General features: G+C 68.0%; 27 protein-coding genes. 16 read left to right on the forward strand and 11 right to left on the reverse strand.

Features of this window, described 5'->3' with window-relative positions; genetic code table 11:
• Window positions 1–59: 59 nt before the first annotated feature.
• Window positions 60–1,556 (reverse strand): signal recognition particle protein, encoded by a 1,497-nt coding sequence (ffh, locus tag BM360_RS05275; protein WP_093313792.1) that lies wholly within the window; start codon window positions 1,554–1,556, stop codon window positions 60–62.
• Between the two features lie 272 nt (window positions 1,557–1,828).
• Between ffh and BM360_RS05280 the strand changes: the two genes are divergently transcribed.
• The 5 genes from BM360_RS05280 to BM360_RS05300 all read left to right on the forward strand — a co-directional run bounded on the left by BM360_RS05280 (window position 1,829) and on the right by BM360_RS05300 (window position 7,282).
• Complete coding sequence (locus BM360_RS05280; protein WP_093311821.1) at window positions 1,829–3,427, forward strand: putative bifunctional diguanylate cyclase/phosphodiesterase; 1,599 nt, start codon at window positions 1,829–1,831, stop codon at window positions 3,425–3,427.
• Between the two features lie 67 nt (window positions 3,428–3,494).
• Window positions 3,495–4,286 carry a diaminopimelate epimerase gene (gene dapF, locus BM360_RS05285; protein ID WP_093311823.1) on the forward strand — a complete coding sequence of 264 codons (792 nt, stop codon included), beginning with the start codon at window positions 3,495–3,497 and terminating at the stop codon, window positions 4,284–4,286.
• 121 nt (window positions 4,287–4,407) lie between these two features.
• Window positions 4,408–5,631 carry a tRNA (N(6)-L-threonylcarbamoyladenosine(37)-C(2))-methylthiotransferase MtaB gene (gene mtaB / locus BM360_RS05290; protein ID WP_093311826.1) on the forward strand — a complete coding sequence of 408 codons (1,224 nt, stop codon included), beginning with the start codon at window positions 4,408–4,410 and terminating at the stop codon, window positions 5,629–5,631.
• Window positions 5,628–6,557: a signal recognition particle-docking protein FtsY gene (gene ftsY, locus BM360_RS05295; RefSeq protein WP_093311829.1), complete on the forward strand. Its 930-nt coding sequence runs from the start codon at window positions 5,628–5,630 to the stop codon at window positions 6,555–6,557. The genes mtaB and ftsY overlap by 4 nt, the downstream gene beginning before the upstream one ends.
• A 116-nt stretch (window positions 6,558–6,673) precedes the next feature.
• Window positions 6,674–7,282 (forward strand): inner membrane-spanning protein YciB, encoded by a 609-nt coding sequence (locus tag BM360_RS05300; RefSeq protein WP_093311831.1) that lies wholly within the window; start codon window positions 6,674–6,676, stop codon window positions 7,280–7,282.
• A gap of 164 nt (window positions 7,283–7,446) precedes the next feature.
• Here BM360_RS05300 and BM360_RS19735 read toward each other — a convergent pair whose 3' ends face one another.
• The 4 genes from BM360_RS19735 to pspF form a co-directional block, all read right to left on the reverse strand.
• A complete protein-coding gene (locus BM360_RS19735; protein WP_207544530.1) occupies window positions 7,447–7,827 on the reverse strand; it encodes a hypothetical protein in 381 nt (126 codons plus the stop codon).
• 226 nt (window positions 7,828–8,053) lie between these two features.
• Complete coding sequence (locus BM360_RS05310) at window positions 8,054–8,680, reverse strand: superoxide dismutase (protein ID WP_093311834.1); 627 nt, start codon at window positions 8,678–8,680, stop codon at window positions 8,054–8,056.
• A 150-nt stretch (window positions 8,681–8,830) separates the two neighbouring features.
• Window positions 8,831–9,031, reverse strand: coding sequence for a hypothetical protein (locus BM360_RS05315; protein ID WP_093311840.1), 201 nt, complete (start codon window positions 9,029–9,031; stop codon window positions 8,831–8,833).
• Window positions 9,032–9,172: 141 nt separating this feature from the next.
• Window positions 9,173–10,195, reverse strand: coding sequence for a phage shock protein operon transcriptional activator (gene pspF, locus BM360_RS05320; RefSeq protein ID WP_093311843.1), 1,023 nt, complete (start codon window positions 10,193–10,195; stop codon window positions 9,173–9,175).
• 184 nt (window positions 10,196–10,379) lie between these two features.
• On the opposite strand from pspF, the gene BM360_RS05325 reads away from it, so the two are divergent.
• From BM360_RS05325 to BM360_RS05355, 7 genes are all read left to right on the forward strand, one after another.
• Window positions 10,380–10,559, forward strand: a complete 180-nt coding sequence (locus BM360_RS05325) for a hypothetical protein (protein WP_093311846.1) — start codon at window positions 10,380–10,382, stop codon at window positions 10,557–10,559.
• A gap of 35 nt (window positions 10,560–10,594) precedes the next feature.
• A complete protein-coding gene (gene pspA / locus BM360_RS05330; protein ID WP_093311849.1) occupies window positions 10,595–11,266 on the forward strand; it encodes a phage shock protein PspA in 672 nt (223 codons plus the stop codon).
• 4 nt (window positions 11,267–11,270) lie between these two features.
• Complete coding sequence (gene pspB, locus BM360_RS05335; RefSeq protein WP_093311854.1) at window positions 11,271–11,534, forward strand: envelope stress response membrane protein PspB; 264 nt, start codon at window positions 11,271–11,273, stop codon at window positions 11,532–11,534.
• A 31-nt stretch (window positions 11,535–11,565) separates the two neighbouring features.
• Window positions 11,566–11,949, forward strand: a complete 384-nt coding sequence (gene pspC / locus BM360_RS05340) for an envelope stress response membrane protein PspC (protein ID WP_093311857.1) — start codon at window positions 11,566–11,568, stop codon at window positions 11,947–11,949.
• Between the two features lie 139 nt (window positions 11,950–12,088).
• Entirely contained in the window at window positions 12,089–12,340 is a 252-nt protein-coding gene (locus BM360_RS05345; RefSeq protein WP_093311859.1) for a hypothetical protein, read from the forward strand.
• A gap of 17 nt (window positions 12,341–12,357) precedes the next feature.
• Window positions 12,358–12,594: a hypothetical protein gene (locus BM360_RS05350; protein WP_093311866.1), complete on the forward strand. Its 237-nt coding sequence runs from the start codon at window positions 12,358–12,360 to the stop codon at window positions 12,592–12,594.
• 26 nt (window positions 12,595–12,620) lie between these two features.
• Window positions 12,621–13,298, forward strand: coding sequence for an HAD family hydrolase (locus BM360_RS05355; RefSeq protein WP_093311873.1), 678 nt, complete (start codon window positions 12,621–12,623; stop codon window positions 13,296–13,298).
• Window positions 13,299–13,319: 21 nt separating this feature from the next.
• Here BM360_RS05355 and def read toward each other — a convergent pair whose 3' ends face one another.
• Together def and recR are read right to left on the reverse strand one after the other, a co-directional pair.
• On the reverse strand, window positions 13,320–13,853 hold the full coding sequence (gene def / locus BM360_RS05360) for a peptide deformylase (protein WP_093311875.1): 534 nt from the start codon (window positions 13,851–13,853) through the stop codon (window positions 13,320–13,322).
• Between the two features lie 63 nt (window positions 13,854–13,916).
• Window positions 13,917–14,516 carry a recombination mediator RecR gene (recR, locus tag BM360_RS05365; RefSeq protein ID WP_093311878.1) on the reverse strand — a complete coding sequence of 200 codons (600 nt, stop codon included), beginning with the start codon at window positions 14,514–14,516 and terminating at the stop codon, window positions 13,917–13,919.
• A gap of 81 nt (window positions 14,517–14,597) precedes the next feature.
• Here recR and BM360_RS05370 point away from each other — a divergent pair, with 81 nt between their 5' ends.
• Both BM360_RS05370 and BM360_RS05375 read left to right on the forward strand, forming a co-directional pair.
• Window positions 14,598–15,851: a DUF445 domain-containing protein gene (locus BM360_RS05370; protein WP_093311881.1), complete on the forward strand. Its 1,254-nt coding sequence runs from the start codon at window positions 14,598–14,600 to the stop codon at window positions 15,849–15,851.
• 140 nt (window positions 15,852–15,991) lie between these two features.
• A complete protein-coding gene (locus BM360_RS05375; protein WP_093311884.1) occupies window positions 15,992–16,618 on the forward strand; it encodes an OmpA family protein in 627 nt (208 codons plus the stop codon).
• 16 nt (window positions 16,619–16,634) lie between these two features.
• Here the strand turns inward: BM360_RS05375 and murA are convergent, their stop codons facing one another.
• The gene (gene murA, locus BM360_RS05380) at window positions 16,635–17,915 is read right to left on the reverse strand and encodes a UDP-N-acetylglucosamine 1-carboxyvinyltransferase (protein ID WP_093311887.1); all 1,281 of its coding nucleotides are present in this window, start codon (window positions 17,913–17,915) and stop codon (window positions 16,635–16,637) included.
• Between the two features lie 185 nt (window positions 17,916–18,100).
• Between murA and BM360_RS05385 the strand changes: the two genes are divergently transcribed.
• Window positions 18,101–18,796: a Crp/Fnr family transcriptional regulator gene (locus BM360_RS05385; RefSeq protein ID WP_242653326.1), complete on the forward strand. Its 696-nt coding sequence runs from the start codon at window positions 18,101–18,103 to the stop codon at window positions 18,794–18,796.
• A 30-nt stretch (window positions 18,797–18,826) separates the two neighbouring features.
• Here the strand turns inward: BM360_RS05385 and clpS are convergent, their stop codons facing one another.
• From clpS to BM360_RS05400, 3 genes are all read right to left on the reverse strand, one after another.
• Complete coding sequence (gene clpS, locus BM360_RS05390) at window positions 18,827–19,159, reverse strand: ATP-dependent Clp protease adapter ClpS (RefSeq protein WP_093311892.1); 333 nt, start codon at window positions 19,157–19,159, stop codon at window positions 18,827–18,829.
• A 237-nt stretch (window positions 19,160–19,396) separates the two neighbouring features.
• Window positions 19,397–20,188 (reverse strand): phasin family protein, encoded by a 792-nt coding sequence (locus tag BM360_RS05395; RefSeq protein WP_093311895.1) that lies wholly within the window; start codon window positions 20,186–20,188, stop codon window positions 19,397–19,399.
• A 110-nt stretch (window positions 20,189–20,298) separates the two neighbouring features.
• Window positions 20,299–22,038 (reverse strand): PHA/PHB synthase family protein, encoded by a 1,740-nt coding sequence (locus BM360_RS05400; protein WP_093311897.1) that lies wholly within the window; start codon window positions 22,036–22,038, stop codon window positions 20,299–20,301.
• Window positions 22,039–22,167: 129 nt separating this feature from the next.
• On the opposite strand from BM360_RS05400, the gene BM360_RS05405 reads away from it, so the two are divergent.
• Window positions 22,168–23,376, forward strand: a complete 1,209-nt coding sequence (locus BM360_RS05405) for an LL-diaminopimelate aminotransferase (RefSeq protein ID WP_093311900.1) — start codon at window positions 22,168–22,170, stop codon at window positions 23,374–23,376.
• The last annotated feature ends 4 nt before the right edge of the window (window positions 23,377–23,380 follow it).

A 23,380-nucleotide genomic window follows, 5' to 3' on the forward strand; every position in this document is an offset into this window, starting at 1 on the left:
AAGCGGCCGTGATTGACCTCACGAGATCCCAGCTTGCGCTGGCATGACGCACTTCATGATCACTTCTTCATGAACTTTTCGAAGCCGGGCGGCAGACCGCCGGGGCCGCCACCGCCGAGGCCCGGCAGACCAGGCATCCCGCCCGCACCGCCGCCGGGCAGGCCGGGCATGCCACCCATCCCGCCCATGGCGCCACCCATGCCGCCTTTGCCGAACAGACCGGCCAGCCCCTTCAGGCCGCCCATCTTCTTGATCTTCTTCATCGCGGTGGACATGTCCTGGTGCATCTTCAGGAGTTTGTTCACCTCCTGCACCGTCGTGCCCGAGCCCTTGGCGATGCGGATCTTGCGCTTGGCGTTGATCAGCTCGGGCTTGCTCCGCTCCTTGGGCGTCATCGATCCGATCATCGCGTCCATGCGGACGAGGATGCGGTCGTCCACCTGGCCGTTGGCCATGGCGTTCTTCACCTGCTTGACGCCCGGCAGCATGCCGGCCAGCGCGCCCAGGCCGCCCATGCGGGTCATCTGCTTCAGCTGGTTGCGCAGGTCGTTCATGTCGAACAGGCCCTTCGCCATCTTCGCGGCGAGCGCCTCGGCCTCCTCGACCTGGATCGTCTCCGCCGCCCGCTCGACGAGGCTGACGACGTCGCCCATGCCGAGGATGCGGCCGGCGACGCGACCCGGCTGGAACGCCTCCAGCCCGTCCAGCTTCTCGCCCGTGCCGGCGAACTTGATCGGCTTGCCGGTGACCGCGCGCATGGAGAGCGCCGCGCCGCCGCGCGCATCGCCGTCCATCCGGGTCAGCACCACGCCGGTCAGCGCCACCTGATCGGAGAAGGACCGCGCGACGTTGACCGCATCCTGACCGGTCAGCGCATCGACGACGAGCAGGGTCTCGGCCGGATCGGCGATCTCCGCCACCGCCTTCATCTCGTCCATCAGCGGCTGATCGACGTGGAGGCGGCCCGCCGTGTCGAGCATGACGACGTCGAAGCCCTGCAGCTTCGCCGCCTGCAATGCCCGCCGCGCGATATCGACGGGCGACTGGCCCGGCACGATCGGCAGCGTCGCCACGCCCGCCTGCACGCCCAACGTCGCCAGCTGCTCCTGCGCCGCCGGACGGTTCACGTCCAGCGATGCCATCATCACCTTCTTGGCCGATTTCTCCTTCAGCCGCTTGGCGATCTTGGCGGTGGAGGTCGTCTTGCCCGAGCCCTGCAGGCCGACCATCATCACGACCGCCGGCGGCGCGACATTGAGCATCAGCTCGCTCGCCGCCCCGTCCGCGCCCTCGCCGCCCAGCATCTCAACCAGCGCGTCGTGGACGATCTTGACGACCTGCTGCCCCGGCGTGATCGAGCGCAGCACGCTCTGGCCGACCGCCTTCTCCGTCACGCGCTCGATGAAGTCGCGCACCACCGGCAGCGCCACGTCGGCTTCCAGCAGCGCGATGCGCACCTCGCGCATCGCCGCGCGCACGTCCGCCTCATTGAGCGCGCCGCGGCCGCGCAGGCGCTCGAACACGCCGGACAGGCGGTCGCTCAGGCTCTCGAACATGGCGCGGCACTCCTCGAACAGGCCCGGCCACGAGACGCACAACGCAAAAAGCGCCGGCGGGCGAAACCTCGCCGGCCGGCGCGCGCCGCCCCGATGCAACGGAGCCTTGGCGCTTCTGCCTGGGCGTCCCGCTTGGGGGACGTGGGCCGCGCCTTAGCGTGGGTGCGGGCGAAACGCAATCCGCCCCGCCGGCGCGCCTCAGCGTCAACGCCGATTAACGCTTTCTCCACGCCGCCCGTGGCATTCCGACACCCTTGAGGACAAGCGGTCGAATGAGCAGCAAGACGGGCCACGGCCCCGCACGACATCTCACCGCGGCCAGGCGCGAAGCGACCACCGGCGCGATCCTCGTCGCCTCGGTGCTGCTGCTGGTGCCCCACGCCGCGCGGTTGCTTGGGCTGACCAGCGACGTGGGCGTCGCCGACAACGTCCTCGCCGCCACGCTCTGCCTCAATCTCGCGCTAGTGCTGTTCGGCTGGCGCCGCTACCGCGATCTGACGCGCGAGGTGGAGGTCCGCACCGCCGCCGAGGAGCGCGCCCAGACGCTGGCGCTGCGCGATCCGCTGACCGGCTTCCACAATCGCCGCGCCCTGATCGAGCATGGCGGGGCGGAGCTCGCCCGCGCCGCGCGCCGCGGCAAGGTCATGGCACTGGCGCTGATCGACCTCGATCGGTTCAAGAACATCAACGACGTCCATGGCCATCAGGTGGGTGACCAGTTCCTCTGCGCCGTCGCCGAGGCGCTGCGCGCCGCTTTGCCGCCCAACGCCATCGCCGCACGCATCGGCGGCGACGAATTCGCCTGCGCCTTCCTGTTCGATGCGGATCAGCCGCGCGTCGCCGATGCGGTGGCCGAACGCATCGTCACCAATCTCGCCGAACCGGTCGATCTTCCCGGCGTTCGCCTGCAATCGGGCGCCTCCGTCGGCATCGCCCGCTCGGATGAGGACAATGGCTCGATCGATGCGCTGCTGCGCCGGGCCGACATCGCCATGTATGCCGCGAAAAAGGCCGGCCGCGGCCGCTTCGCCTGGTTCGACGCCTCGATGGAGCGCGAGCTTCAGGCGCGCACCCGGATCGAGACGGGGCTGCGCACCGCCATCCCTGCCGGCCAGATCGTGCCTTATTACGAACAGCAGGTCGATCTCTCGACCGGCCGCCTGATCGGCTTCGAGGTGCTCGCCCGGTGGGAGCATCCGACCGACGGCATCATCGAGCCCGACACCTTCATCCCCGTGGCCGAGGAATGCGGCCTGATCGGCGATCTTTCCATGTCGGTCATGCGCCAGGCGTTCGAGCAGGCGCGCGGCTGGGATCCGTCGCTCTCGCTCAGCTGCAATGTCTCGCCGGCCCAGTTGCGCGATCCGTGGCTGGCGCAGAAGATCCTGAAGCTGCTGACCGAGACCGGCTTCCCGCCCTCGCGCCTCGAGATCGAGCTGACCGAAAGCGCGCTGTTCGAAAATCTCGGCCTCGCGCAAGCCACTGTCGGCAGCCTCAAGAATCAGGGCATCCGCATCGCGCTCGACGATTTCGGCACCGGCTATTCCAGCCTCGCCCACCTCCGCGCGCTGCCGTTCGACCGCATCAAGATCGACAAGAGCTTCGTCCTGTCCATGGTCGACAATCAGGAAAGCGCGGCCATCGTCGATGCGATCGCCAGGCTCGGCGACAGCCTCAACCTGCCGATCACCGCCGAGGGCGTGGAGACGAGCGGCATCGAGGAGCGTCTGCGCGCGCTCGGCCTGCGCAAGGGTCAGGGCTGGCTGTTCGGCAAGCCCATGCCCGTCGCCGCCGCGCGCACCCTCCTCGCCGAACGCGCGCTCATCCCCACCGCTCGCACCGATCCCGAACCGGCGCGGAAGGCGGGCTGAGGCTCGATCCCCGTTCGGCCTCGTCCTTCGGTGGACTTGGCCGCCCGCCGCTCCTAGATCGCGGGCGATGGCGCTTCGCTTCCACAAGATGCACGGCCTCGGCAACGATTTCGTCGTGATCGACGCGCGCGAGGGCGCGGTGGCGATGGATGCCGCGCGCGCCCGCGCTCTGGCCGACCGGCGCACCGGCGTCGGCTGCGATCAGCTCATCCTGATCGGCCCGGCCGACGATGCCGACGTGTCGATGCGCATCTTCAACGCCGACGGGTCGGAAGTGTCCGCCTGCGGCAATGCCACGCGCTGCGTCCCCGTGCTGGTCGGCCGCGACGTCACCGTCCGCACCGCCGCCGGCCTGCTCCACGCGCGGCTGGAAGAGGGCGGTGCCGCCGTCGACATGGGGCCGCCCCGCTTCGGCTGGGACGAGGTGCCCCTCGCCTATCCGATGGACACCGCCGCGCTGCCGCTCGCCTGGGGGGAGCTTGCCCGCCCGGCCGCTGCCAGCATGGGCAATCCCCACCTCGCCTTCTTCGTGCCCGATCACATGGCCGTGCCGCTGGAGGCGCTCGGCCCCGAGATCGAGCATGACGCCGCCTTTCCCGAGCGGATCAACGTCAACGTCGCCACCATCCTGTCCCGGACCCATGTCGCCATGCGCACGTGGGAGCGCGGCGCCGGGCTGACGCAGGCCTGCGGCACCGGCGCCTGCGCCACCTTCGCCAGCGGCCGCCGCCTCCGCCTGCTCGACGAACGCGTCCGCATGGACCTGCCCGGCGGCACGCTCACCCTTTCCGAACAGGATGGCCGCATCCTGATGCAGGGCCCCGCCACCCACGTCTTCACCGGCGAGACCGAGCTGTGAGCGTTTCCACTGTTCGCCCTGAGCCTGTCGAAGGGCCGTTCTTCTGCGCGCGCCAGGGCAGGACGGTGCTCCGACAAGCTCAGCACGAACGGCAAAGGATGAGCCTCGGAGCGATCGCATCTTGAGCGGCCCCGAACTCCTCACCTTCGGCTGCCGCCTCAACCTCGCCGAGAGCGAGGCGATGCGCGTCGCCGCTGCCGATCAGGACGATCTCGTCATCGTCAACAGCTGCGCCGTCACCGCCGAGGCGGCGCGTCAGGCGGCACAGGCGATCCGCCGCGCCCACCGCCGCCGGCCGGACGCGCGCATCGTCGTCACCGGCTGCGCCGCGCAGGTGGAGCCGGGTCGCTTCGCCGCCATGGCCGAGGTCAGCGCCGTCGTCGGCAATGCCGACAAGCACGATCCTGCCGCCTTCCGCGCTTATGCCCCGCGCGTCCGCGTGTCCGACGTGATGCAGGTCGCCCGCCTCGCCCCCCAGCTGGTCGAGGCCTTTGCCGAACATGCCCGCGCCTTCATCGAGGTGCAGAATGGCTGCGATCATGCCTGCACCTTCTGCGTCATCCCGCAGGGCCGCGGCCCCTCCCGCTCGCTGCCGCTGGCCCATGTGGTCGAGCAGGTCGCCCGCGCCGCCGCCGCCGGCCACCGCGAGGCGGTGCTGACCGGTGTCGATCTGACCAGCTGGGCCGAGGACGGGATGCGCCTCGGCCACCTCTGCGCCGCCATCCTGGCGCGCACGTCCATCCAGCGCCTCCGCCTGGGCTCGCTCGATCCGGTCGAGGTAGACGACGGGCTGTTCGATCTGCTCGCCAACGAGCCGCGCATGATGCCGCATGTCCACCTCGCGCTCCAACACGGCGCGGATCTCATCCTCAAGCGCATGAAGCGCCGCCATCTCGCGGCGCAGGCCATCCGCCTCGTCGAGCGCCTCAAGGCACAGCGCGATATCGCCGTCGGCGCGGACCTCATCGCCGGCTTCCCGACCGAGACGGCCGAGCATCACGCCGCCAACCTGGCGCTGCTCGACAGCTGCGACGTCACCTTCGCCCACATCTTTCCCTATTCCCCCCGCCCCGCCACGCCCGCCGCGCGCATGCCGCAGCTGGATGGCGCGACGATCAAGGCCCGCGCCGCCGCGCTCCGCACCCGCGCGGCGATACGGAAGGCGGCATGGCTCGATCGCCAGATCGGCACCGTCGCGCACGTCCTGATCGAGCGCGACGGGCTGACCGGCCACGCCGCTAACTTCGCGCGCGTGCGGCTCCCCGCCGCCACCGCCGCCAACACCCTCCTCCCCCTCCGCATCGTCGCCCGCGATGGCGACACGCTTCTCGGAACCCCCGCATGACCGACAATCGCGATCTCGCCTGGCACGAGAAGATCGGCCTCGGCTTTCGCCGCACGTCCGAAAAGCTCGGCGACAATCTCTCGGGCCTCTTCACCAAGGCGACGCTCGATGCCGAAACGCTCGACGGCGTGGAGGAAGCGCTGATCGCCTCCGATCTCGGCCCCGCCGCCGCCGCCCGCGTGCGGGATCGGCTGGAGGGTGAGCGGTTCGATCGCGGCATCGACGAGGCGGGCGTCCGCGAAGTGACCGCGCAGGAGATCGCCAAGATCCTCATGCCCGTCGCCAAGCCGCTCGAGATCGAGGCCTTTCCCCGCCCGCAGGTCATCCTCGTCATCGGCGTCAACGGCTCAGGCAAGACGACCACCATCGCCAAGCTCGCCCACCTGCTGATGGAGCAGGATTATTCGGTCATGCTCGTCGCCGGCGACACCTTCCGCGCTGCCGCCATCGGCCAGCTCAAGGTCTGGGCGGAGCGGATCGGCGTGCCGATCATCTCGGGGAAAGAAGGCGGCGATGCCGCCAGCCTCGTCTGGGAAGGCGTCAAGCGCGGCACCGCGGAGGGCACCGACGCGCTGATCGTCGACACCGCCGGCCGCCTCCAGAACAAGGCAGGCCTGATGGACGAGCTCGCCAAGATCCGCCGCGTCCTCGGCCGCCTCAACCCCGCGGCACCGCATGATGTGGTGCTCGTGCTCGACGCCACCACCGGGCAGAACGCGATCAGCCAGATCGACGTGTTCGGCAAGGAAGCCGGCGTCACCGGCCTCGTCATGACCAAGCTGGACGGCACCGCGCGCGGCGGCGTGCTGGTCGCGGCGGCGGAGAAGTTCGGCCTGCCGATCCACGCCATCGGCGTCGGCGAAACGCTCGACGATCTCCGCCCCTTCGATCCGCAGGAAGTCGCCCGCGCGATCGCGGGGGCGTGATGCGGTCGTCACCCCGGACTTGTTCCGGGGTCCACCTGGCTGCCCCCCCCCCCCGCCGGCTGCTGCGCCGCGCGGTGGATGCCGGAACAAGTCCGGCATGACGAGGTAGAGAGCGAATGACTTCCCAAGCCAATCCCCGTCCCGAACCCTCGCCGCTGCTCAAGCTGGCGCTCGATCTCGGCCCGCTGATCATCTTCTTCGGCGCCTATGCGATCCTGAAGGACGTCTACATCGCCACCGGCCTGTTCATGGCCGCCACCGCCGTCGCGATGATCGCCTCGCGCCTGACGCATGGCCGCGTGTCGCCGATGCTGTGGTTCTCGGGCGCGATGGTGCTGCTGATGGGCGGCGCCACCCTGTGGCTGCGCGACGAGACGTTCATCAAGGTCAAGCCGACGCTCTATTATCTCGTCGTCGCGGGCATCCTCGCCTTCGGCCTGTGGAGCGGGCGGCCGACGCTGAAGCTGGTGCTGGGCGCCGCCTACCCCGGCCTGACCGAGCGGGGCTGGACGCTGCTGACGCGCAACTGGGCAATCTTCTTCGTGGTGCTGGCGGTCGCCAACGAGGCGGTGTGGCGCAACACCACGACCAGCCTGTGGCTCGGCTACAAGCTCTGGGGTGCGCTGCCCGCCACCTTGCTGTTCGCCGTCGCCAACGTGCCGATGCTGCTGCGCCACGGCCTGACCAGCACCGCCGGCGAGCCGGACGCGCCGCCATCCAGCTGAGGCCTACGAACTTCAGATCGTCATGCTGAACTCGTTTCAGCATCCACCGGGAGGCGCATCCAATGGCCGCTGGCTCACGCCGCCGGGTGGACCCTGAAACTGGTTCGGGGTGACGAGAGCCGAACTCCCGCCACCCCGATCTTCACGCCGAAGGCGTCTCGCGCTTACCAGCCGCGATAGTAACCCGGCCGGTACGGCTGGTTGTAGCCGTAACGCGGGCCGTAGCCATAACGCGGGCCATAGCGGCGCCCGTCGCGCCACCCGTAGCGATTGCCGCGCCAGTTGCGGTTGCCGTTCCAGCGCCGGTCGTTGCGGTAATCGCGGCCGGCGCGGCGCAGGTCGCGATTATAGTCGCGATAGGCCTGGCGCACGTCGCCCCGGTCGTCCGCACGGCGCAGGTCGCGGCGCAGATCCTGCCGGGCGTCGATCACGTCGCGGCGATACTCGATCCGGTCGCGCCGGCTCTGCGCCTCGGCGGCGGAGACGGGAACGGCGATCCCGGCGAGGGTGGCGGCGGCGGCAATGGCAATCGTCAGCATCTTCATGACACGTCTCCTTGTCCGGAGACGTAAATGCGCGAGTCGGGCTGAACGCTGCCGGTATGCGCCTGTAAGATGCGGTTCAGACGAGGCTTCACCTGGAAGGAGGCCGTTCGCCCTGAGCCTGTCGAAGGGCCGTCCTTCTTCCGTCCACGCGGTTGAGGAAATGCAGTGCTTCGACAAGCTCAGCACGAACGGGTGGGCAGAAGCTTCCGCCCACCCGTCCGAAGGTTCAACCCTGCGTCTGGTCCGCGCGCGACACGCCCTGGCCGTCCAGGTTCTGCGCCACGAACTCCCAGTTGATCACGTTGCCGAGCACGCTCTCGGCGAACTTCGGCCGCGCGTTGCGATAGTCGATGTAATAGGCATGTTCCCACACATCGAGCGTCAAGAGCGGCTTCACGCCGTCATACACGACGGGCGTGTCGGCATCGTGATAGGAGGTGATCTTCAGCTGATCGCCGTCCAGCACCAGCCACGCCCAGCCGCTCGCGAAATGGCCCACCGCCTCGGCGGCCAGCTTGTCGAGCATGGTCTTGTGGTCGCCGAACGTGGCGTTGATGCGCTCCGCCAGCTCGCCCGTCGGGCTCTGGCCGGCCGGCGCCAGGCAGTTCCAGAAGAAGGTGTGGTTCCAGATCTGCGCGCTGTTATTGAACAGGCCCTTGTCGCCGTCGGCCTTCGACTTCTTGATCACCTCGACCAGCGACATGCCGGCAAGGCCCTTCTCGTCGATCCAGCCATTGGTCTTGTCGACATAGGCCTTGTGATGCTTGCCGTGATGATATTCGAACGTCTCGGCCGACATGTACGGGTCGAGCGCATTCGGCTCGAACGGCAGCGGGGGAAGCTGGAAAGCCATGGCTTGCTCCTCTTGAGGGGGTGTTTCGGTGGCGTCGCGCGTCCTAACGCCCCGCCGCGCCGCTCGTCCCGGAAAATCGACTGTTGCGAGTGGTTCTCACCATACTCATCGATCATCGCAGCTTTGCCCGAAGCCTATGGCTCGGGGCCTTTAAGCGTCCCGCCCTTCATCGTCCTTCGCCACGCGGATCTTGCCCACCGGCCGGGGGCCGCGCCCGCCATGCTTCTGCGCGCGCCGCTCGCGCTCTGCCAGGCGGTGGGATCGCCAGCGATAATATCTGATCCGCTCGATCGCGAAGAGCAGCAGCCCGAACGCCACGAGCCCGCCGAGTACAAGGTAGGCCGTCCGCATGTCTTCTCACCTCGGCGCCTCCATGCCGCGGAACGTGGCCGACGGGAAGCCGTGTGACGCCCGCTCGCATCCATCTTCGATGGATTACGGCCTTGACGGCCAATGGCTTAGGCGAACAGGCCTGCGTCTGGCAGCCTGCCCTCACCCGCTCAGCATGCCCAGCCGCCGCAGCGAATGGCGCAGCTGGTCATAGGTCAGCCCCAGCGCCTTCGCCGTCGAGCGCTGGTTGAAGCGATTGGCCTGCATCGCCGCCTCCAGCGTCCGCCGTTCGAAGCGTTCCACCGCCGCCTTATAGTCGGTCACCGCCTCCACCTCAGGTGCCACGGGCACCGCCGCGTTCGCAGGCGCCACGCCTCCGGTGCGCTCCGCCGGCGCAGGATCGCGCGGACGCCAGGGGGAGGCGAAGGGATCGAACTCGATCTCGCCTACCGGCCGCTCGGGATCGTCCCAGCGGTAGACGGCGCGCTCCACCACGTTGCGCAGCTCGCGCACATTGCCCGGCCAGTCATGCGCCGCCAGCTGCTCGGCCGCCGCATCGGAGAAGCCGGGCCACTGCGTCCAGCCGAGCTCACTCGCCATGCGCCGCCCGAAATAGGCCGCCAGCACGGGCACGTCGCCTTCGCGCGCACGGAGCGGCGGCAACGTCACCACCTCGAAGCTCAGCCGATCCAGCAGGTCGGCACGGAAGCGGCCGCGCTCGACCAAGCCCGGCAGATGCTCGTTGGTCGCGGCGACGATGCGCACATCCACCCGGATCGCGCGCGACGAGCCGATCCGCGTCACCTCGCCATATTCCACCGCGCGCAACAGCCGCTCCTGCGCGCCCGACGACATCGTCGCCAGCTCGTCGAGGAACAGCGTTCCCCCATCCGCCTCCTCGAAGCGGCCCGCGCGGGCCTTGGTCGCCCCGGTGAAGGCGCCCGCCTCATGGCCGAACAATTCCGCCTCGATCAGCGTCTCGGGCATCGCCGCGCAATTGAGCGTGACCAGCGGGCCCGACCAGCGCGGGCTGAGGCGGTGCAGCCGCTCGGCGATCAGCTCCTTGCCCGTCCCCCGCTCGCCGATCACCAGCACCGGACGATTGAGCGCAGCGGCGCGGCTCGCCCGTTCGACGGAGTCGAAAAAGGCCGTTGATTCGCCAATGAACTGGGTGTCGCTCGCCATCGCCACTGTTTAGCGGATTTCGCTAATATTCGGCAAGTGCCTCAGGCCGTTCTTGGCGCGACTTTCGTGACCTTCGCGGAAAACCGCCATTCCTGAAACTGGCACGCCTCCTGCAAAACCCTTTGCAACACCGTCGGGCGCCGCCCGGCGGCCAAGACAAGCCAAGGTTCAGGGAGTCACCACAATGTCCAACACCAGCGAATTTGGCCGCATCCTTCTCTCCGCCATCGGCGCGCTCGTGGCCTCGGCCACCTGCCTCGTCGGTGCCGCCGGCCCGGCCCGCGCCAACCCCGCCGTGTCCGTCGCCAAGGTCGTCGTCTCTGCGCCGGCCACCACCGGCCTCGTCGGCGCGGTCCGCTACTGATAGCCTCGCCTCAAGCCCCCAGGAGTATCGTTCAGATGGGAATTTTCTCCCGCACCCGCGACATCATCGCCGCCAACGTCACCGACCTGCTCGACAAGGCGGAAGACCCGGCCAAGATGATCCGCATGATCATCCTCGAGATGGAGGAAACGCTGGTCGAGGTCCGCGCGTCGGCCGCGCGCACCATCGCCGACCAGAAGGAGATGCGCCGCTCCATCGCCAAGCTGGATACGGTGCAGGCAAGCTGGACCGAAAAGGCCGAGCTCGCTCTCTCCAAGGGCCGCGAGGATCTCGCCAAGGCGGCGCTGGTCGAGAAGCAGAAGGCGGGTGACCTGGCCGAGCAACTCTCGGCCGAGATCACCGTGCTGGACGACGCGCTCAAGGCTAACGAGGCCGACATCGCCAAGCTCCAGAACAAGCTGCGCGAGGCCCGCGCCCGCCAGAACTCGATCGCCACCCGGCTGGAAAGCGCCGAGAACCGCTTCAAGCTGCGCCAGGCCCATACCGGCCCGCGCATTGACGAGGCCTTCTCCCGCTTCGAGTTGATGGAGCGCCGCGTCGATCTGGCCGAGGGCCGCGCCGATGCCGCCGGCATGGGGGCTGCGCCCAAGACGCTGGAGGAGGAGATTGCCGAACTGCGCTCCGCCGACAAGGTCGAGGCCGAGCTCGCCGCGCTGAAGGCGAAGGCCGCCGGCCGCGAGGGCTGAGGCGATGGAGGACGTCCTTCTCCCCATCGTCATCTGCGGCATGCTGTTCATCGGCATGCCGTGGATCGTCCTCCACTATCTGATGAGCTGGAAGAAACATGCCAGCCTGACGGCGGAGGACGAGAAGCTGATGGACGAGCTGTACGAGACGGCCCGCCGCCTCGACGAACGGCTCCACACGATCGAGCGGATTATCGCCGCCGATCATCCGGAATATCGCCGTCCGACCACGGGCGGCATCACCAGCGACCGGTCGCCGGACCTCTGATCCGGCCCGCCACAAACAGGGAGTGACCGCAATGTCCGCGCGTCGCACGAAGTTCTACCTCGACAAGCGCAACGGCAAGATCATGGGTGTCTGCGCAGGGCTGGCCGATTATACCGGCGTCGATGTCACGCTGGTCCGCGTCGGTGTCGTCCTGCTCACCGTCTTCGCGCTCGGGCCGATCGCGCCGGTCGCCTATCTGGTGCTCGGCTGGGTGGCGACCGACCGCCCGCGCGAACTGGACGACATGAGCGACGAGGATGCGCGCTTCTGGCAGCGCGTCCGCACCAAGCCGCACGCCAGCGTCAAGGATGTGCGCAACCGCTTCCGCGACATCGATCGCCGCCTCGCCGACATCGAGCTACAGGTGACGAGCCACAACAGCCGCCTCGCCAACGAGATCGACGCGCTGCGCTGAGGCAAAGGTCCGGGCAGAAGTGGCGCGGACCGGGGGCACGCATCGCCAAGCCGACGCACGCCCCCCCGCCGGTCGCTCCATCGCCATCGCCGCCGCACCGGGGAAGCCCGCGGCACTCTGCTGAACTTAGGGGAATGACATGAACATCTGGGAGATGATCGTCCTGATCGTGGCGATCGGTGCCGTCGCGAGTGTGCTGCGGGCCCGTTATGGCATCCGGGAAGATGCGGAAGGCAACCAATATCCGATCGCCGATCCCGATGCCGCACGTGCCCGGGAGGAAATCCGCAACCTCAAGGAACGGATCGCCGTGCTCGAGCGGATCGCCACCGAGAATGATCGCAGCCACATGCTCGACCGCGAGATCGAGCGGCTGCGTGACCGGCCCTGATCGAGGGGAGTGCCGCCATGCCCACCGACCCGCTCGACACGCTGATCCTCGCGGGCGCCGCGCTGCTCGGCCTCGCCATCGCCGCGGCGGCGCTCCTGAGCGGGTGGCGCGGCTGGCTGGCGCTCCGCCGGTTCGAGCTGGAGCAACGCCGCGATTCCGCCGCCCCGCCCAGCCCCGCGGCGCGGATCGAACTGGCCGACCTGAAGGAGAGGCTGCGCAAGCTGGAGGCAATCGCCGCCGGGGTGGACCTCTAGGCCCGGCGGCGTCTATCCCGCGCGCCATGACATGCCCGGCCGCCCTCCTCTTCGACTTCGACGGCGTGCTGGTGGAGAGCGAATATAGCGGCAACGCGCATGTCGCGGCCTACCTCACTGGCATCGGCCACCCGACCACGCCCGAGCAGGCGATGGCGAGCTTCATGGGCCTGTCGGGCCAGGACTTCCTCAGCGCCATTGAAGCCGCGATCGGCCGTTCCCTGCCCGATGATTTCCACAGCGCACGTCAGGCGGAAAATGAGCGCGTCATGCGCGAGGGGATCGACGGGGTGGCGGGCGCCATCGCCTTCGTCCGCGCACTCCCGGCCGATCTGCCCCGCGCGATCGTTTCGTCGAGCAGCACTGCGTGGATCACGCGTCACCTCGACCATGTCGGCCTGCGCGATGCCTTTGAGGGATACATTTACAGCGGCAAGGAGCATGTGGCCCGCGGCAAGCCCGCGCCTGACATCTACCTTCATGCCGCCGAGCAGCTGGGCGTGCCGATCCAGGCCTGCGCCATTCTCGAGGATTCGCCTGTCGGCGTCACCGGCGCGGTCGCATCGGGTGCCCGCGTGATCGGGCTGTGCGCCGGCCTGCACTGCGGCGCAGACCATGGTGCCGCACTTCGCCGACTTGGCGTGACGGAACTCGCCGCAGACTTCGGCGAGGTCTCTCGCCTGCTCGATCTGCCTATCGCCTGAGAAGAACCGCGGCGGCCCCGATCAGGCCGCGCGGCGCGTGCGGCGTGCCTTGTCCAGCTTCTTCAGCAGCATCTCGCGTTTCAGGCGCGAGAGATGGTCGATGAACAGCACGCCCTCGAGATGGTCCATCTCATGCTGGAGGCAGGTGGCGAGCAGACCGTCCAGCGCTTCCTCATGCGAATTGCCGTCACGGTCGCGCCAGCGGGCATGGATGCGCGTCGGCCGCTCCACCTCGGCATATTGGTCCGGCACCGACAGGCAGCCCTCATTGTAGAGGGTCTTGTCGTCCGAAGGATCGAACAGCTCGGGATTGATGAAGACACGGGGATTGCGGACCGGCTTGCCCTCCGCATCCTCGTCTTCCTGAAGGTCGATCACCAGCACGCGCTGAGGCACGCCGATCTGGATTGCGGCCAGGCCGATGCCGGGCGCGTCGTACATCGTCTCGAACATGTCGTCGATCAGCGTCTGGAGCGCGTCGTCGAACGTCTCCACCGGCGTGGATTTCACGCGCAGCCGGGGATCGGGCGCCTCGAGGATGGGACGGATAGCCATGCCCACAAGGTAGGTTTGCGGGCGCGCCGGGTCAAGAAAACCGACCCGATCAGCCTGATCGCTCTAGCTGGCAACCGGGCGCCGCGCGCGGAGCGCCTGCGCCAGCGTGCCCTCGTCGAGATAATCGAGCTCACCGCCGACGGGCAGCCCATGCGCCAGCTGCGTCAGCCGCACCGGCAACCGGCCGATGCGATCCGCCAGATAATGGGCGGTGGTTTGCCCCTCCAGCGTCGCATTCATCGCCAGCACCACCTCGTCCACGCCACCTTCCTCCAGCCGGCGGATCAGCGTGTCAATGGCGAGATCCTCCGGGCGCACGCCCTCCAGTGCGGAAAGACGCCCGCCCAGCACATGAAAGCGGCCGGGGAACAGGCGCGACCGGTCGAGCGCCCAAAGATCCGCCACCTCCTCCACCACGCACAGCATGGCGCCGTCGCGGCGGGGATCGGCGCAGATCGCGCACGGATCGCGCGTGTCGACATTGCCGCAGGTCGAACAGGTGGACAGCGTCGTGCTCACCGCCTCCAGCGCGCGCAGCAGCGGGGTAAGCGCCGTTTCGCGCTTCTTCATCAGGTGCAGCACCGCGCGCCGTGCGGACCGGGGCCCGAGCCCGGGCAGGCGCGCCAGCGCCTGGGTCAGCGCGTCGATTTCGGAAGAAGCCATGAAGGTCCGATATGGGCGTGCGGCAGCGCTTGCCAAGCGCATGGTTGAACCAAAACGCTTATCCGCGATTGTCCCTCCCGCATGAAGATGGGGGCAGCACCAGCGGCGAACGGAGCCGACCGCGCAGCAGCGATGCGGCGCACCGCCACCGGCCTGCTCGTGGTCATGGCAGGCCTGTTCGGGCTTGCGCGGTGGATGGAGCCCGCCTACCCCGCCTGGAGCTTCGTCCGGGCGTTTGCCGAGGCGGCGATGGTCGGCGGCATGGCGGACTGGTTCGCCGTCACCGCACTGTTCCGCCATCCGCTCGGAATTCCGATCCCGCACACGGCCATCATTCCGAACAACAAGGACCGGATCGCAGAGACGCTCGCCCGCTTCCTGCGCGAGAATTTCCTGACGCCGATCATCGTGTCGCGCCGCATGCAGCGGATCGACGTCGCCGGTGCGGTGGGCCGCTTCCTCGCGGATCCGGTTCCCGGAGGGCGCCTGCGCAAGGGGGCCGGCCGGTTGCTCGCCGATGCGCTGGAGGCGCTCGATCCCGAACGGCTCGGCACGATGGTGCGCGGCGGCCTTGTCGCGCAGCTGCGCCGGCTGGAGGTGGCACCACTGATCGGTCAGGCGCTTGCCGCAGCGATGACGGACGGGCGGCACCGGCCGATTATCGACACGATGATCCTGTGGGCCGATCGCACGCTCGACGCCAACCAGGTGCTGATCCGCGAATCGGTGGCCAAGCGTGCAGGCTCCCTCCTGCGCTGGACAGGCCTCGATGAGCGGCTGGCTAACGCGATCCTCGATGCGCTGCACAAGCTGCTGGCCGAGATGGCGGCCGATCCGGACCATCCCGTGCGCGCCAAATCGGAAGAAGGCATGGCGGAGCTGGCGCATCGCCTGCAGCACGATCCCGAGCTGCGTGCGAAGGTGGAGCACGCCAAGGAGGAGATCCTCGACAATCCCGCGATCAGCTTGTGGTGGCAGGGCGTTTGGGAGCAGGCGCGCGCCGGGCTGTTGCGGGCTGCACGCTCGCCGGATACTGCCGTTGCGGGCTTCATCGGCGATGGCCTGCGCCAACTCGGCGACACGCTGCAGCGCGAACCGCGGCTCGCCCACACGATCAACCGCTTCGCCAGGCGTGCGACGGTCGGCATCACGACGGGCTATGGCGATCAGATCGTCCGCGTCGTCTCGGAAACGGTGCGTCGCTGGGATACGGAGACGCTTACCGGCCGACTGGAACAGACAGTCGGGCGGGATCTGCAATATATCCGGATCAACGGCACGCTGGTCGGCGGCCTCGTCGGCCTGCTGATCCACACCTTCGATACGCTGATATGACCTGCGGCACAGCGGGGTACGAGCCTGGCGCCTAGACAGGTGCGACTCGTCGTTACCATCGCGGCAGGGACGGGCGGGAGGCAGCGCGTTAACGCGCTCGCCGCTACGGCTCTGCCGACACCGTATGCAGGAGAAGTCCGATGACCCGCATGTTCACCCTGGCGCTCTCGGGCGCGCTGCTCGCCACCCCTGCCCTCGCCGCCGATCCGAAGCCAAGCCGCTCGGCCTCAGAGATCGTCTGCGCCCTGACCGGCGACTGCGCCGCCGCAAGCGACGGCCCGCGCGCACAGCGCCCGGCGGAGGCGGCATTCAGCTTCACGCGTCCCGGTGGTGCCAAGCCGACGCCGCCCGCCAAGGCTGCATCCGTCCGCACGGCGACGGTGGCTGAGCCGGCCCGGATGCGCCGCGCCGCTGCACCCGCTGCCGCTTCGTCGGGCCTCGACATGAGGATCAACTTCGCCTCGGGTTCGGCCGATCTGACGCCGCAGGCGCGCGCTGAGGCGGCGCAGTTCGCCAAGGCGATGGCGATGCCGCAGCTCGCCGGCCGCCGCTTCGTTGTCGAAGGGCATACCGACTCGGTCGGCAACCGCGACTACAACCTCGATCTTTCGAAGCGCCGTGCCGCGTCGGTCGTCAGCTACATCGTGTCGCTCGGCGTGCCCGCGGACCGCGTCGAAGCGAAGGGCTACGGCTTCGACAAGCCGCTGCCGGGCCGCGGCGCCGGCGCGCCCGGCAATCGCCGCGTGCAGTTCGTCCCCGCTGCGTGAGCCCAGATGGCGGGGCTCAGGCCCCGCCGACCCGCTCGATATCGGCACCGACGGCGGAGAGCTTGTCCTCAAGCCGCTCGTAACCGCGGTCGAGATGATAGACGCGGTGCACCTGCGTCTCACCTTCCGCCGCCAGCCCGGCGAGAACGAGGCCCATCGAGGCGCGCAGATCGGTCGCCATCACCTCGGCCCCGATCAGCCGCGGAACGCCGCGCACCACTGCCGAACGGCCACGCACCTGAATGTCGGCGCCCATCCGCGCCAGTTCGGGCACGTGCATGTAGCGGTTTTCGAAGATCGATTCGGTCAGCACCGACGCACCGTTCGCCAGCGACAGCATCGCCATGAATTGCGCCTGCATGTCGGTGGGGAAAGCCGGGAACGGTGCGGTTGAGAGCGTCAGCGGGTGGATCTCGCCCGCAGCAGTGACGGTCAGCCCCCGCTCCGTTTCCTCGATCTCCACACCCGCTTCGCGGAGCGCATGGAGGATCGCCGCCATGTCCTCGGCACGCGCACCGTCCAGCTCCAGCGTCCCGCCGGTGATCGCCGCAGCGCAGGCATAGCTGCCCGCCTCGATCCGATCCGGCATCACCTCGTGCGTCGCGCCGTGCAGCGCATCGCGCCCCTCGATCACGAGCCGCTCGCTGCCGACGCCGTCGATCGATGCGCCCATCGCGATGAGGCAGCGGCACAGGTCGATAATCTCCGGCTCGCGTGCTGCATTGTCGATTACGGTCGTGCCGCGGGCGAGCGTTGCAGCCATGACCGCATTCTCCGTCGCGCCGACCGAGACCAGCGGGAAGACGATGCGCCCGCCGACCAGTCCCCCCCGCGGTGCCGTCGCCTTGACGTAGCCCGCCGCAATTTCGAGCTCAGCGCCCAGCGCCTCGAGGGCCTTGAGGTGGAGATCGATGGGACGATTGCCGATGGCACATCCGCCCGGCAGCGACACTGTCGCCTGCCCCTCGCGGGCGACCAGGGGGCCGAGCACCAGGATCGACGCGCGCATCTTGCGGACGATGTCGTAGGGCGCGACGGTGGATTGCACCGCAGCCGCGTCGATGGTCATCGCCCGCGTCGCACCGGCGCCCCGCCCGGCAACCGTCGTCGAGGCGCCGAGTTCGTTCAGCAGATGGCCGAAGCTTTCGACGTCGGCGAGCCGCGGCAGATTGGTGAGCGTGAGCGGTGCCGAACTCAGCAACGCACACGGCATGAGGGTGAGTGCGGCGTTCTTGGCGCCGGAAATCGGCACGCGGCCCTCAAGCCGGCGGCCGCCGCGGATGACGATCCTGTCCATGCGCACGCCTTAACGGTTCGCATCGCGGGGGCAAGCGTGCCGCACCGGCGCCGAATGTTTGCAGCGATTGATCGTAGTTAGAGCGGCCGCCCGCGCCTTCGTCCACATCCCCTGCAAGATCAAAGAGGTCCGGGGGCGTTCGAAGGGTGGGAAGGAGTTGTCTGGCGGATCGGCTGGAGCATTACGTGCGCCTGACGGACCGGGAACAGCAGGCGCTCGCGCGTTTGGAGGAGAACGAGCGGCCGGTGCGTCGCGGCGCCATGGTGCGGCGGGAGCGCGACAACTCGACCGAGCTGTTCGTGCTGCGCAGCGGCTGGCTGTTCAGCTCGATCCTGCTTGATGATGGGAGCCGCCAGATCGTACGGCTGCATCTGCCGGGCGATGTGATCGGTCTGTCCGCGGCCGCGTTCGGCGAGTCTCCCGAAGCGGTGGTGGCGTTGACCGACGCGCGGGTTCACCCGTTCGACCGCGGCCTGCTGCGCGACCTGTTCGAGGATCATCCGCGCCTTGCCGCGATCGTGCTGATGCTCGCCAAGCTGGACTATGTCGCGGTGGTGGATCGGCTCGCCTCGATCGGCCGCACGCCGGCGCGCGCGCGCGTCGCATCGCTGATCCTCGAGACGGCCGGCCGCCTGCGCATCACCAAGCCGGACCTCGGCCGGGGCTTCGACTTGCCCTTGACGCAGGAGGAGATTGGCGACGCGACCGGGCTCACCGCAGTGCACGTAAACCGGATGATGCGGACGCTGGTCGAGGATGGCGTGATCGCGCGTTCAGGGTCGCGTGTGGAGATCCTCGACGAGCAGCGGCTCGCGCGGATCGCGAAGCATGTCGATCGTTATAGCCGGCTCGATACCGGCTGGTTGCCAGCGGCGCGCTGAGGCGGGCTGCGACAGTCGGTCGCGGCCGCCTCAGGCCTTCTCAAGCGTGCATTGCAGCGGATGCTGGTTCTGCCGCGCGAAATCGATCACCTGGCTGACCTTGGTTTCGGCGACTTCGTAGGAAAAGACGCCGCAAACGCCCACGCCACGCTGGTGGACGTGCAGCATAACCCGGGTCGCATCCTCCATGCTCATCCGGAAAAAGCGCTGAAGGCAGAGGACGACGAACTCCATCGGCGTATAATCGTCGTTCAGCATCAGCACCTTGTAGGGCGATGGCTTCTTGGTCCGCGTGCGGGTGCGCGTGGCGATCCCGAGACCGGTGCCGTCATTCTCCTCCTCATCGCCGCGCCGGTTGCCCATGTGCGGGGCAAGCGGGAGGCAAGCGCCTGCCGCCTCGGCGGGGATCGCAGCAGCTCGGTGGGTGACGGCCTGTGCCTTCATCTTATCGGATCATCGCTCGGGAGTGTGTCGCCAGAATATGGCAAGCCGCGGGGTGGAGGCAAGAGCGAGCTCCAGCGCCTGACATGCGAAACGGCCGCCCCGTCGCCGGAGCGGCCGTCACATCCGTCAGGCCGTTTCCGGCCGGAGCGGCTCAGATCAGAGCGCGGTCGCCTTGATCTTCTCGGCAGCAAGCGCATAGCGGCTGGAGAGCGGCTGAGCGATGTCGCCCATCAGCTTCATCATTGCTTCCGAGAACTTCGACGCATCGGCGACGGCACCGTCAAAGTAGCTGCGCGCATAGTCGCTCTGCAGCTGGAACAGCTCGGTCGGCGACTTCACCGCAGCGAAGCTCTTCATCGTCGCGGTCGCGCTCTCAAAGTTCTTCTTCATGGTCTCGGCCAAGTCCTGCGCCAGCGTCTCGCAACCCTTGGCGGCGACACGGCCGGACGTCACGAGCGCCTCGACATTGCCCTTGGTGAACTCGGTCATTTCTTCGCCGAGCTTGGCCGACTTCTCCATCGCGCTCTTGGCGCGGTCGTTGAAGTCACCGAACATGGCCTTGGCCTTGTCCGAGAAATCGGCAGTGGTGCTGGCAGCTTCGTAGGCAGTGGCCATTGCAGAAGATCCTTCAGATGAGTTCTCGGCAACCGCCGAGGAGAGAGAGGCGACAGGCTGTTCTTCGATTACTTCGGTAATTTCGGAAGCCGGCTCGACCGGCTCGGCCGCTTCGATCACCGGCGCAGGAGCAGCTTCTTGCTTCGGCTCGGCCGTCGGCGCAGCGCCGACCAGCGCGTCGATCGTGATCGCAGCCGGCTCGACCGGAGCGAAAGCGATCGCCGCCGTTTCACCAAACGAGACCGGTGGCACTTCGGCATCGACCGCCGGCTGGGCAAGGATCGCCGGCGCGGGCTTGCGGCCCCGCCTCTTGGACGTTGCGGTCTCGACCATGTGCAGGCTCCAACACCCCGTGATGCAGCGCACAATAACCGAATTGCCGAAATGTTGCAAGTGCGCTTGTGCGGTGCAGCAAAGTCGTTTGAACAGTCTGCTGCCCCGCCTTATCGCAGCTTTACGTAGCGTCCCGGCGCATCCTCGAGGGCGGGAAGGCTGCCCGAGCCCGGCTGTCGTGCGCCATCTGCAGCAACGGTCGCCGGATCGATCCCGGCGAGCCAAGCACGCCAGTCAGGCCACCAGCTGCCCTTCGTCTCCGTCGCGCCCGCGATGAACTCGTCGAGCGACTCCGGTTTTCCGTCATACGTCCAGAACTGGTATTTGCCGGCGGAGGGCGGGTTCACGACGCCCGCAATGTGGCCTGATCCAGCCAGCACGAAACGCGCCGGCCCGTTCAGATAATGCATCAGCTTCCACACGCTTTTCGCCGGCGCGATATGATCCTCGCGCCCCGCCTGCACGTAGGCGGGCGTCTCGATCCGCGAGAGATCGATGGGCGTGCCATCGATCGTGTAGCTTCCGTCTACCAGCCGGTTGTCGCGATACAGATCGCGCAGATAGGCGTTGTGCCAGTCGACGGGCAGGTTGGTCGTATCACCATTCCAGTGCAGCAGGTCGAAGGGCGGATAATCGTCGCCCATGAGGTAATTGTTGACCACATAGTTCCAGATCAGTTCGCGGCCGCGCAGCAGGTTGAACGTGGCCGCCATATAGCGCCCGTCCAGATAGCCATTGTCCTTCGCTAGTGCCTGCGCGAGCGCCAGCTGCTCATCGTCGACGAACAGCTTGAGATCGCCCGAATCGGCGAAGTCGACCTGCGCGGTGAAGAAGGTGGCGGAGGCGACCTTGTCCGCCTGGCCCCGCGCTGCCAGCAGCGCGAGCAAGGCCGCCAGCGCCGTGCCGGCAACGCAATAGCCCACCGTATGCACCGCCGGCACGTCCAGCAGCTCGCGCACCGTGTCGATCGCGTCCAGTTCGCCGCGCAGCAGATAGTCGTCCATCGTCGTCGCGGCCATGGCGGCGTCCGCCGATTTCCACGACACGACGAAGACGGTCAGCCCCTCCGCGACCGCCCAGCGGATGAAGCTTTTCTCGGGCGACAGATCGAGGATGTAGAATCGGTTGATCCACGGCGGGAAGATGACGAGCGGGATGCGCGCGACCGTCTCCGTCACCGGCGTATACTGGATCAGCTGGTAAAGCGGCGTTTCCTTGATCACCTTGCCCGGGGTCGCAGCAATGTTGCGGCCGACCTCGAACGCCTTGCTGTCGGTGTGCGTCAGCTGGCCCTTGCCGATGTCGGCCAGCATATGCTCCAGCCCCTTCACCAGATTCTGGCCGTTGGTCTCCAGCGTGCGCGCCAGCACCTCGGGGTTGGTAATGGCGAAGTTGGACGGGCTCATCGCATCGGCGAAGGCCCGCGTGGCAAAGCGCAGCCGCTCGCGCTGCGCCGGGGTCAGCCCCTCGACCGCATCGACACCTTGCAGCAGATGATCGGAGAGCAGCTGATAGCTTTGCCGGATCAGATCGAACATCGGGTTCTCGCGCCATGCTGCCCCCTTGAAGCGGCGATCCTTCTCGTGATCGGCGGGCGGCGGCGGGGCGGTTTCTGGCGTGATGAAACGCTGCCACAGGATCATCGAGTCCGACCAGAAATTGGCCTGCGCCTGCATCAGCCGGCTCATGTCGGGTGCGCCCACCCCCTCTGCCGGCTTGCCGCGGGCGAGTTGCGAAGAGACATATTCGAGCATCATCTGCTGCACGGAGCCGATCGCGCCGGTCCACGCCTGCATCTGCTCGAGCGTGGGGATGCCGCTGCCCGCGTCTTTTTCCGTCTGGTCGGTCATTGCGCCATCCTCTCTGTCCGACGCCCTGTCGCGCCGCGCCGTTTCGGCCTATAGCTGCCGGCGGCGTGTTTCCGCCGGGTGACGAGCGCCCGGGCGCGCCCCTGATCTTGAAAGGTCGTGAGGAACATCATGTCCGAGGAGTTCTACCGCATCAAGCGGCTGCCGCCCTATGTCATCGCCGAAGTCAACGCGATGCGGGCAGCGGCGCGCGCACGCGGGGAGGACATCATCGATCTCGGCATGGGCAATCCCGATCTGCCGCCGCCCGCCCACGTAATCGACAAGCTGGTCGAGGTGGCGAAAAAGCCCGACGCGCATGGCTACTCGGCCTCCAAGGGCATTCCGGGGCTCCGCCGCGCACAGGCAGCTTATTACGGCCGCCGCTTCGGCGTGGAGCTGGATCCGGAAACCGAAGTGGTCGTGACGATGGGCTCCAAGGAGGGCCTATCCAGCCTCGCGACGGCGATCACGGCGCCGGGCGACGTCATCCTGGCGCCCAATCCGTCCTATCCGATCCACACCTTCGGCTTCATCATCGCCGGCGCCACCATCCGCTCGGTGCCGACGACGCCGAACGAGGCCTATTGGGATTCGCTCGATCGGGCGATGAAGTTCACCGTGCCGCGCCCCTCGGTGCTGGTGGTCGGCTATCCGTCCAACCCCACCGCCGAGGTCGTCGATCTCGCTTTCTACGAGCGGCTGGTCGCATGGGCGAAGGAGCACAAGGTCTGGATCCTGTCCGACCTCGCTTATTCCGAGCTTTATTATGATGGCGTGCCAACCCCATCGGTGCTGCAGGTGCCAGGCGCGAAGGACGTGGCGGTGGAGTTCACCTCCATGTCCAAGACCTTCTCGATGGCGGGCTGGCGAATGGGCTTCGCGGTCGGCAACAAGCGGCTGATCGCGGCACTGACGCGGGTAAAGTCCTATCTCGATTACGGCGCCTTCACGCCGATCCAGGCGGCGGCCGTGGCGGCGCTGAACGGCCCGCAGGACATCGTCGAGCAGAACCGCACGCTCTACCGCAAGCGCCGCGACGTGCTGGTCGAGAGCTTCGGCCGTGCCGGCTGGGACATCCCCAGTCCTCGGGCCTCCATGTTCGCCTGGGCACCGATGCCGCCCGCGCTCGCCCACCTGGGCTCGCTCGAATTCTCCAAGCAGCTGCTCAGCGAGGCGGGCGTCGCGGTGGCGCCGGGTGTCGGCTATGGCGAGGAGGGCGAAGGCTTCGTCCGCATCGCCATGGTCGAGAATGAGCAGCGCATCCGCCAGGCGGCGCGCAACGTGAAGCGCTACCTTCAGAGCATGGGCGTGAACACGCCCGCCCGCGGCGCGGGCTGATCCG

It is taken from the genome of Sphingomonas jatrophae (assembly GCF_900113315.1).
In the GTDB taxonomy this organism is placed as follows: domain Bacteria; phylum Pseudomonadota; class Alphaproteobacteria; order Sphingomonadales; family Sphingomonadaceae; genus Sphingomonas_P; species Sphingomonas_P jatrophae.

What these genes read in the sequence shown, in the direction of transcription:
- def (WP_093311875.1), bottom strand. Translation starts at nt 13,853, where the DNA reads ATGGCTATCCGTCCCATCCTCGAGGCGCCCGATCCCCGGCTGCGCGTG.
- BM360_RS05405 (WP_093311900.1), top strand. Translation starts at nt 22,168, where the DNA reads ATGTCCGAGGAGTTCTACCGCATCAAGCGGCTGCCGCCCTATGTCATC.
- pspB (WP_093311854.1), top strand. Translation starts at nt 11,271, where the DNA reads ATGGAGGACGTCCTTCTCCCCATCGTCATCTGCGGCATGCTGTTCATC.
- BM360_RS05325 (WP_093311846.1), top strand. Translation starts at nt 10,380, where the DNA reads ATGTCCAACACCAGCGAATTTGGCCGCATCCTTCTCTCCGCCATCGGC.
- BM360_RS19735 (WP_207544530.1), bottom strand. Translation starts at nt 7,827, where the DNA reads ATGAAGATGCTGACGATTGCCATTGCCGCCGCCGCCACCCTCGCCGGG.
- BM360_RS05310 (WP_093311834.1), bottom strand. Translation starts at nt 8,680, where the DNA reads ATGGCTTTCCAGCTTCCCCCGCTGCCGTTCGAGCCGAATGCGCTCGAC.
- pspC (WP_093311857.1), top strand. Translation starts at nt 11,566, where the DNA reads ATGTCCGCGCGTCGCACGAAGTTCTACCTCGACAAGCGCAACGGCAAG.
- BM360_RS05355 (WP_093311873.1), top strand. Translation starts at nt 12,621, where the DNA reads ATGACATGCCCGGCCGCCCTCCTCTTCGACTTCGACGGCGTGCTGGTG.
- BM360_RS05280 (WP_093311821.1), top strand. Translation starts at nt 1,829, where the DNA reads ATGAGCAGCAAGACGGGCCACGGCCCCGCACGACATCTCACCGCGGCC.
- BM360_RS05350 (WP_093311866.1), top strand. Translation starts at nt 12,358, where the DNA reads ATGCCCACCGACCCGCTCGACACGCTGATCCTCGCGGGCGCCGCGCTG.
- ffh (WP_093313792.1), bottom strand. Translation starts at nt 1,556, where the DNA reads ATGTTCGAGAGCCTGAGCGACCGCCTGTCCGGCGTGTTCGAGCGCCTG.
- clpS (WP_093311892.1), bottom strand. Translation starts at nt 19,159, where the DNA reads ATGGGCAACCGGCGCGGCGATGAGGAGGAGAATGACGGCACCGGTCTC.
- BM360_RS05300 (WP_093311831.1), top strand. Translation starts at nt 6,674, where the DNA reads ATGACTTCCCAAGCCAATCCCCGTCCCGAACCCTCGCCGCTGCTCAAG.
- recR (WP_093311878.1), bottom strand. Translation starts at nt 14,516, where the DNA reads ATGGCTTCTTCCGAAATCGACGCGCTGACCCAGGCGCTGGCGCGCCTG.
- BM360_RS05400 (WP_093311897.1), bottom strand. Translation starts at nt 22,038, where the DNA reads ATGACCGACCAGACGGAAAAAGACGCGGGCAGCGGCATCCCCACGCTC.
- BM360_RS05395 (WP_093311895.1), bottom strand. Translation starts at nt 20,188, where the DNA reads ATGGTCGAGACCGCAACGTCCAAGAGGCGGGGCCGCAAGCCCGCGCCG.
- BM360_RS05370 (WP_093311881.1), top strand. Translation starts at nt 14,598, where the DNA reads ATGAAGATGGGGGCAGCACCAGCGGCGAACGGAGCCGACCGCGCAGCA.
- pspA (WP_093311849.1), top strand. Translation starts at nt 10,595, where the DNA reads ATGGGAATTTTCTCCCGCACCCGCGACATCATCGCCGCCAACGTCACC.
- murA (WP_093311887.1), bottom strand. Translation starts at nt 17,915, where the DNA reads ATGGACAGGATCGTCATCCGCGGCGGCCGCCGGCTTGAGGGCCGCGTG.
- pspF (WP_093311843.1), bottom strand. Translation starts at nt 10,195, where the DNA reads ATGGCGAGCGACACCCAGTTCATTGGCGAATCAACGGCCTTTTTCGAC.
- ftsY (WP_093311829.1), top strand. Translation starts at nt 5,628, where the DNA reads ATGACCGACAATCGCGATCTCGCCTGGCACGAGAAGATCGGCCTCGGC.
- dapF (WP_093311823.1), top strand. Translation starts at nt 3,495, where the DNA reads ATGGCGCTTCGCTTCCACAAGATGCACGGCCTCGGCAACGATTTCGTC.
- BM360_RS05315 (WP_093311840.1), bottom strand. Translation starts at nt 9,031, where the DNA reads ATGCGGACGGCCTACCTTGTACTCGGCGGGCTCGTGGCGTTCGGGCTG.
- BM360_RS05345 (WP_093311859.1), top strand. Translation starts at nt 12,089, where the DNA reads ATGAACATCTGGGAGATGATCGTCCTGATCGTGGCGATCGGTGCCGTC.
- BM360_RS05375 (WP_093311884.1), top strand. Translation starts at nt 15,992, where the DNA reads ATGACCCGCATGTTCACCCTGGCGCTCTCGGGCGCGCTGCTCGCCACC.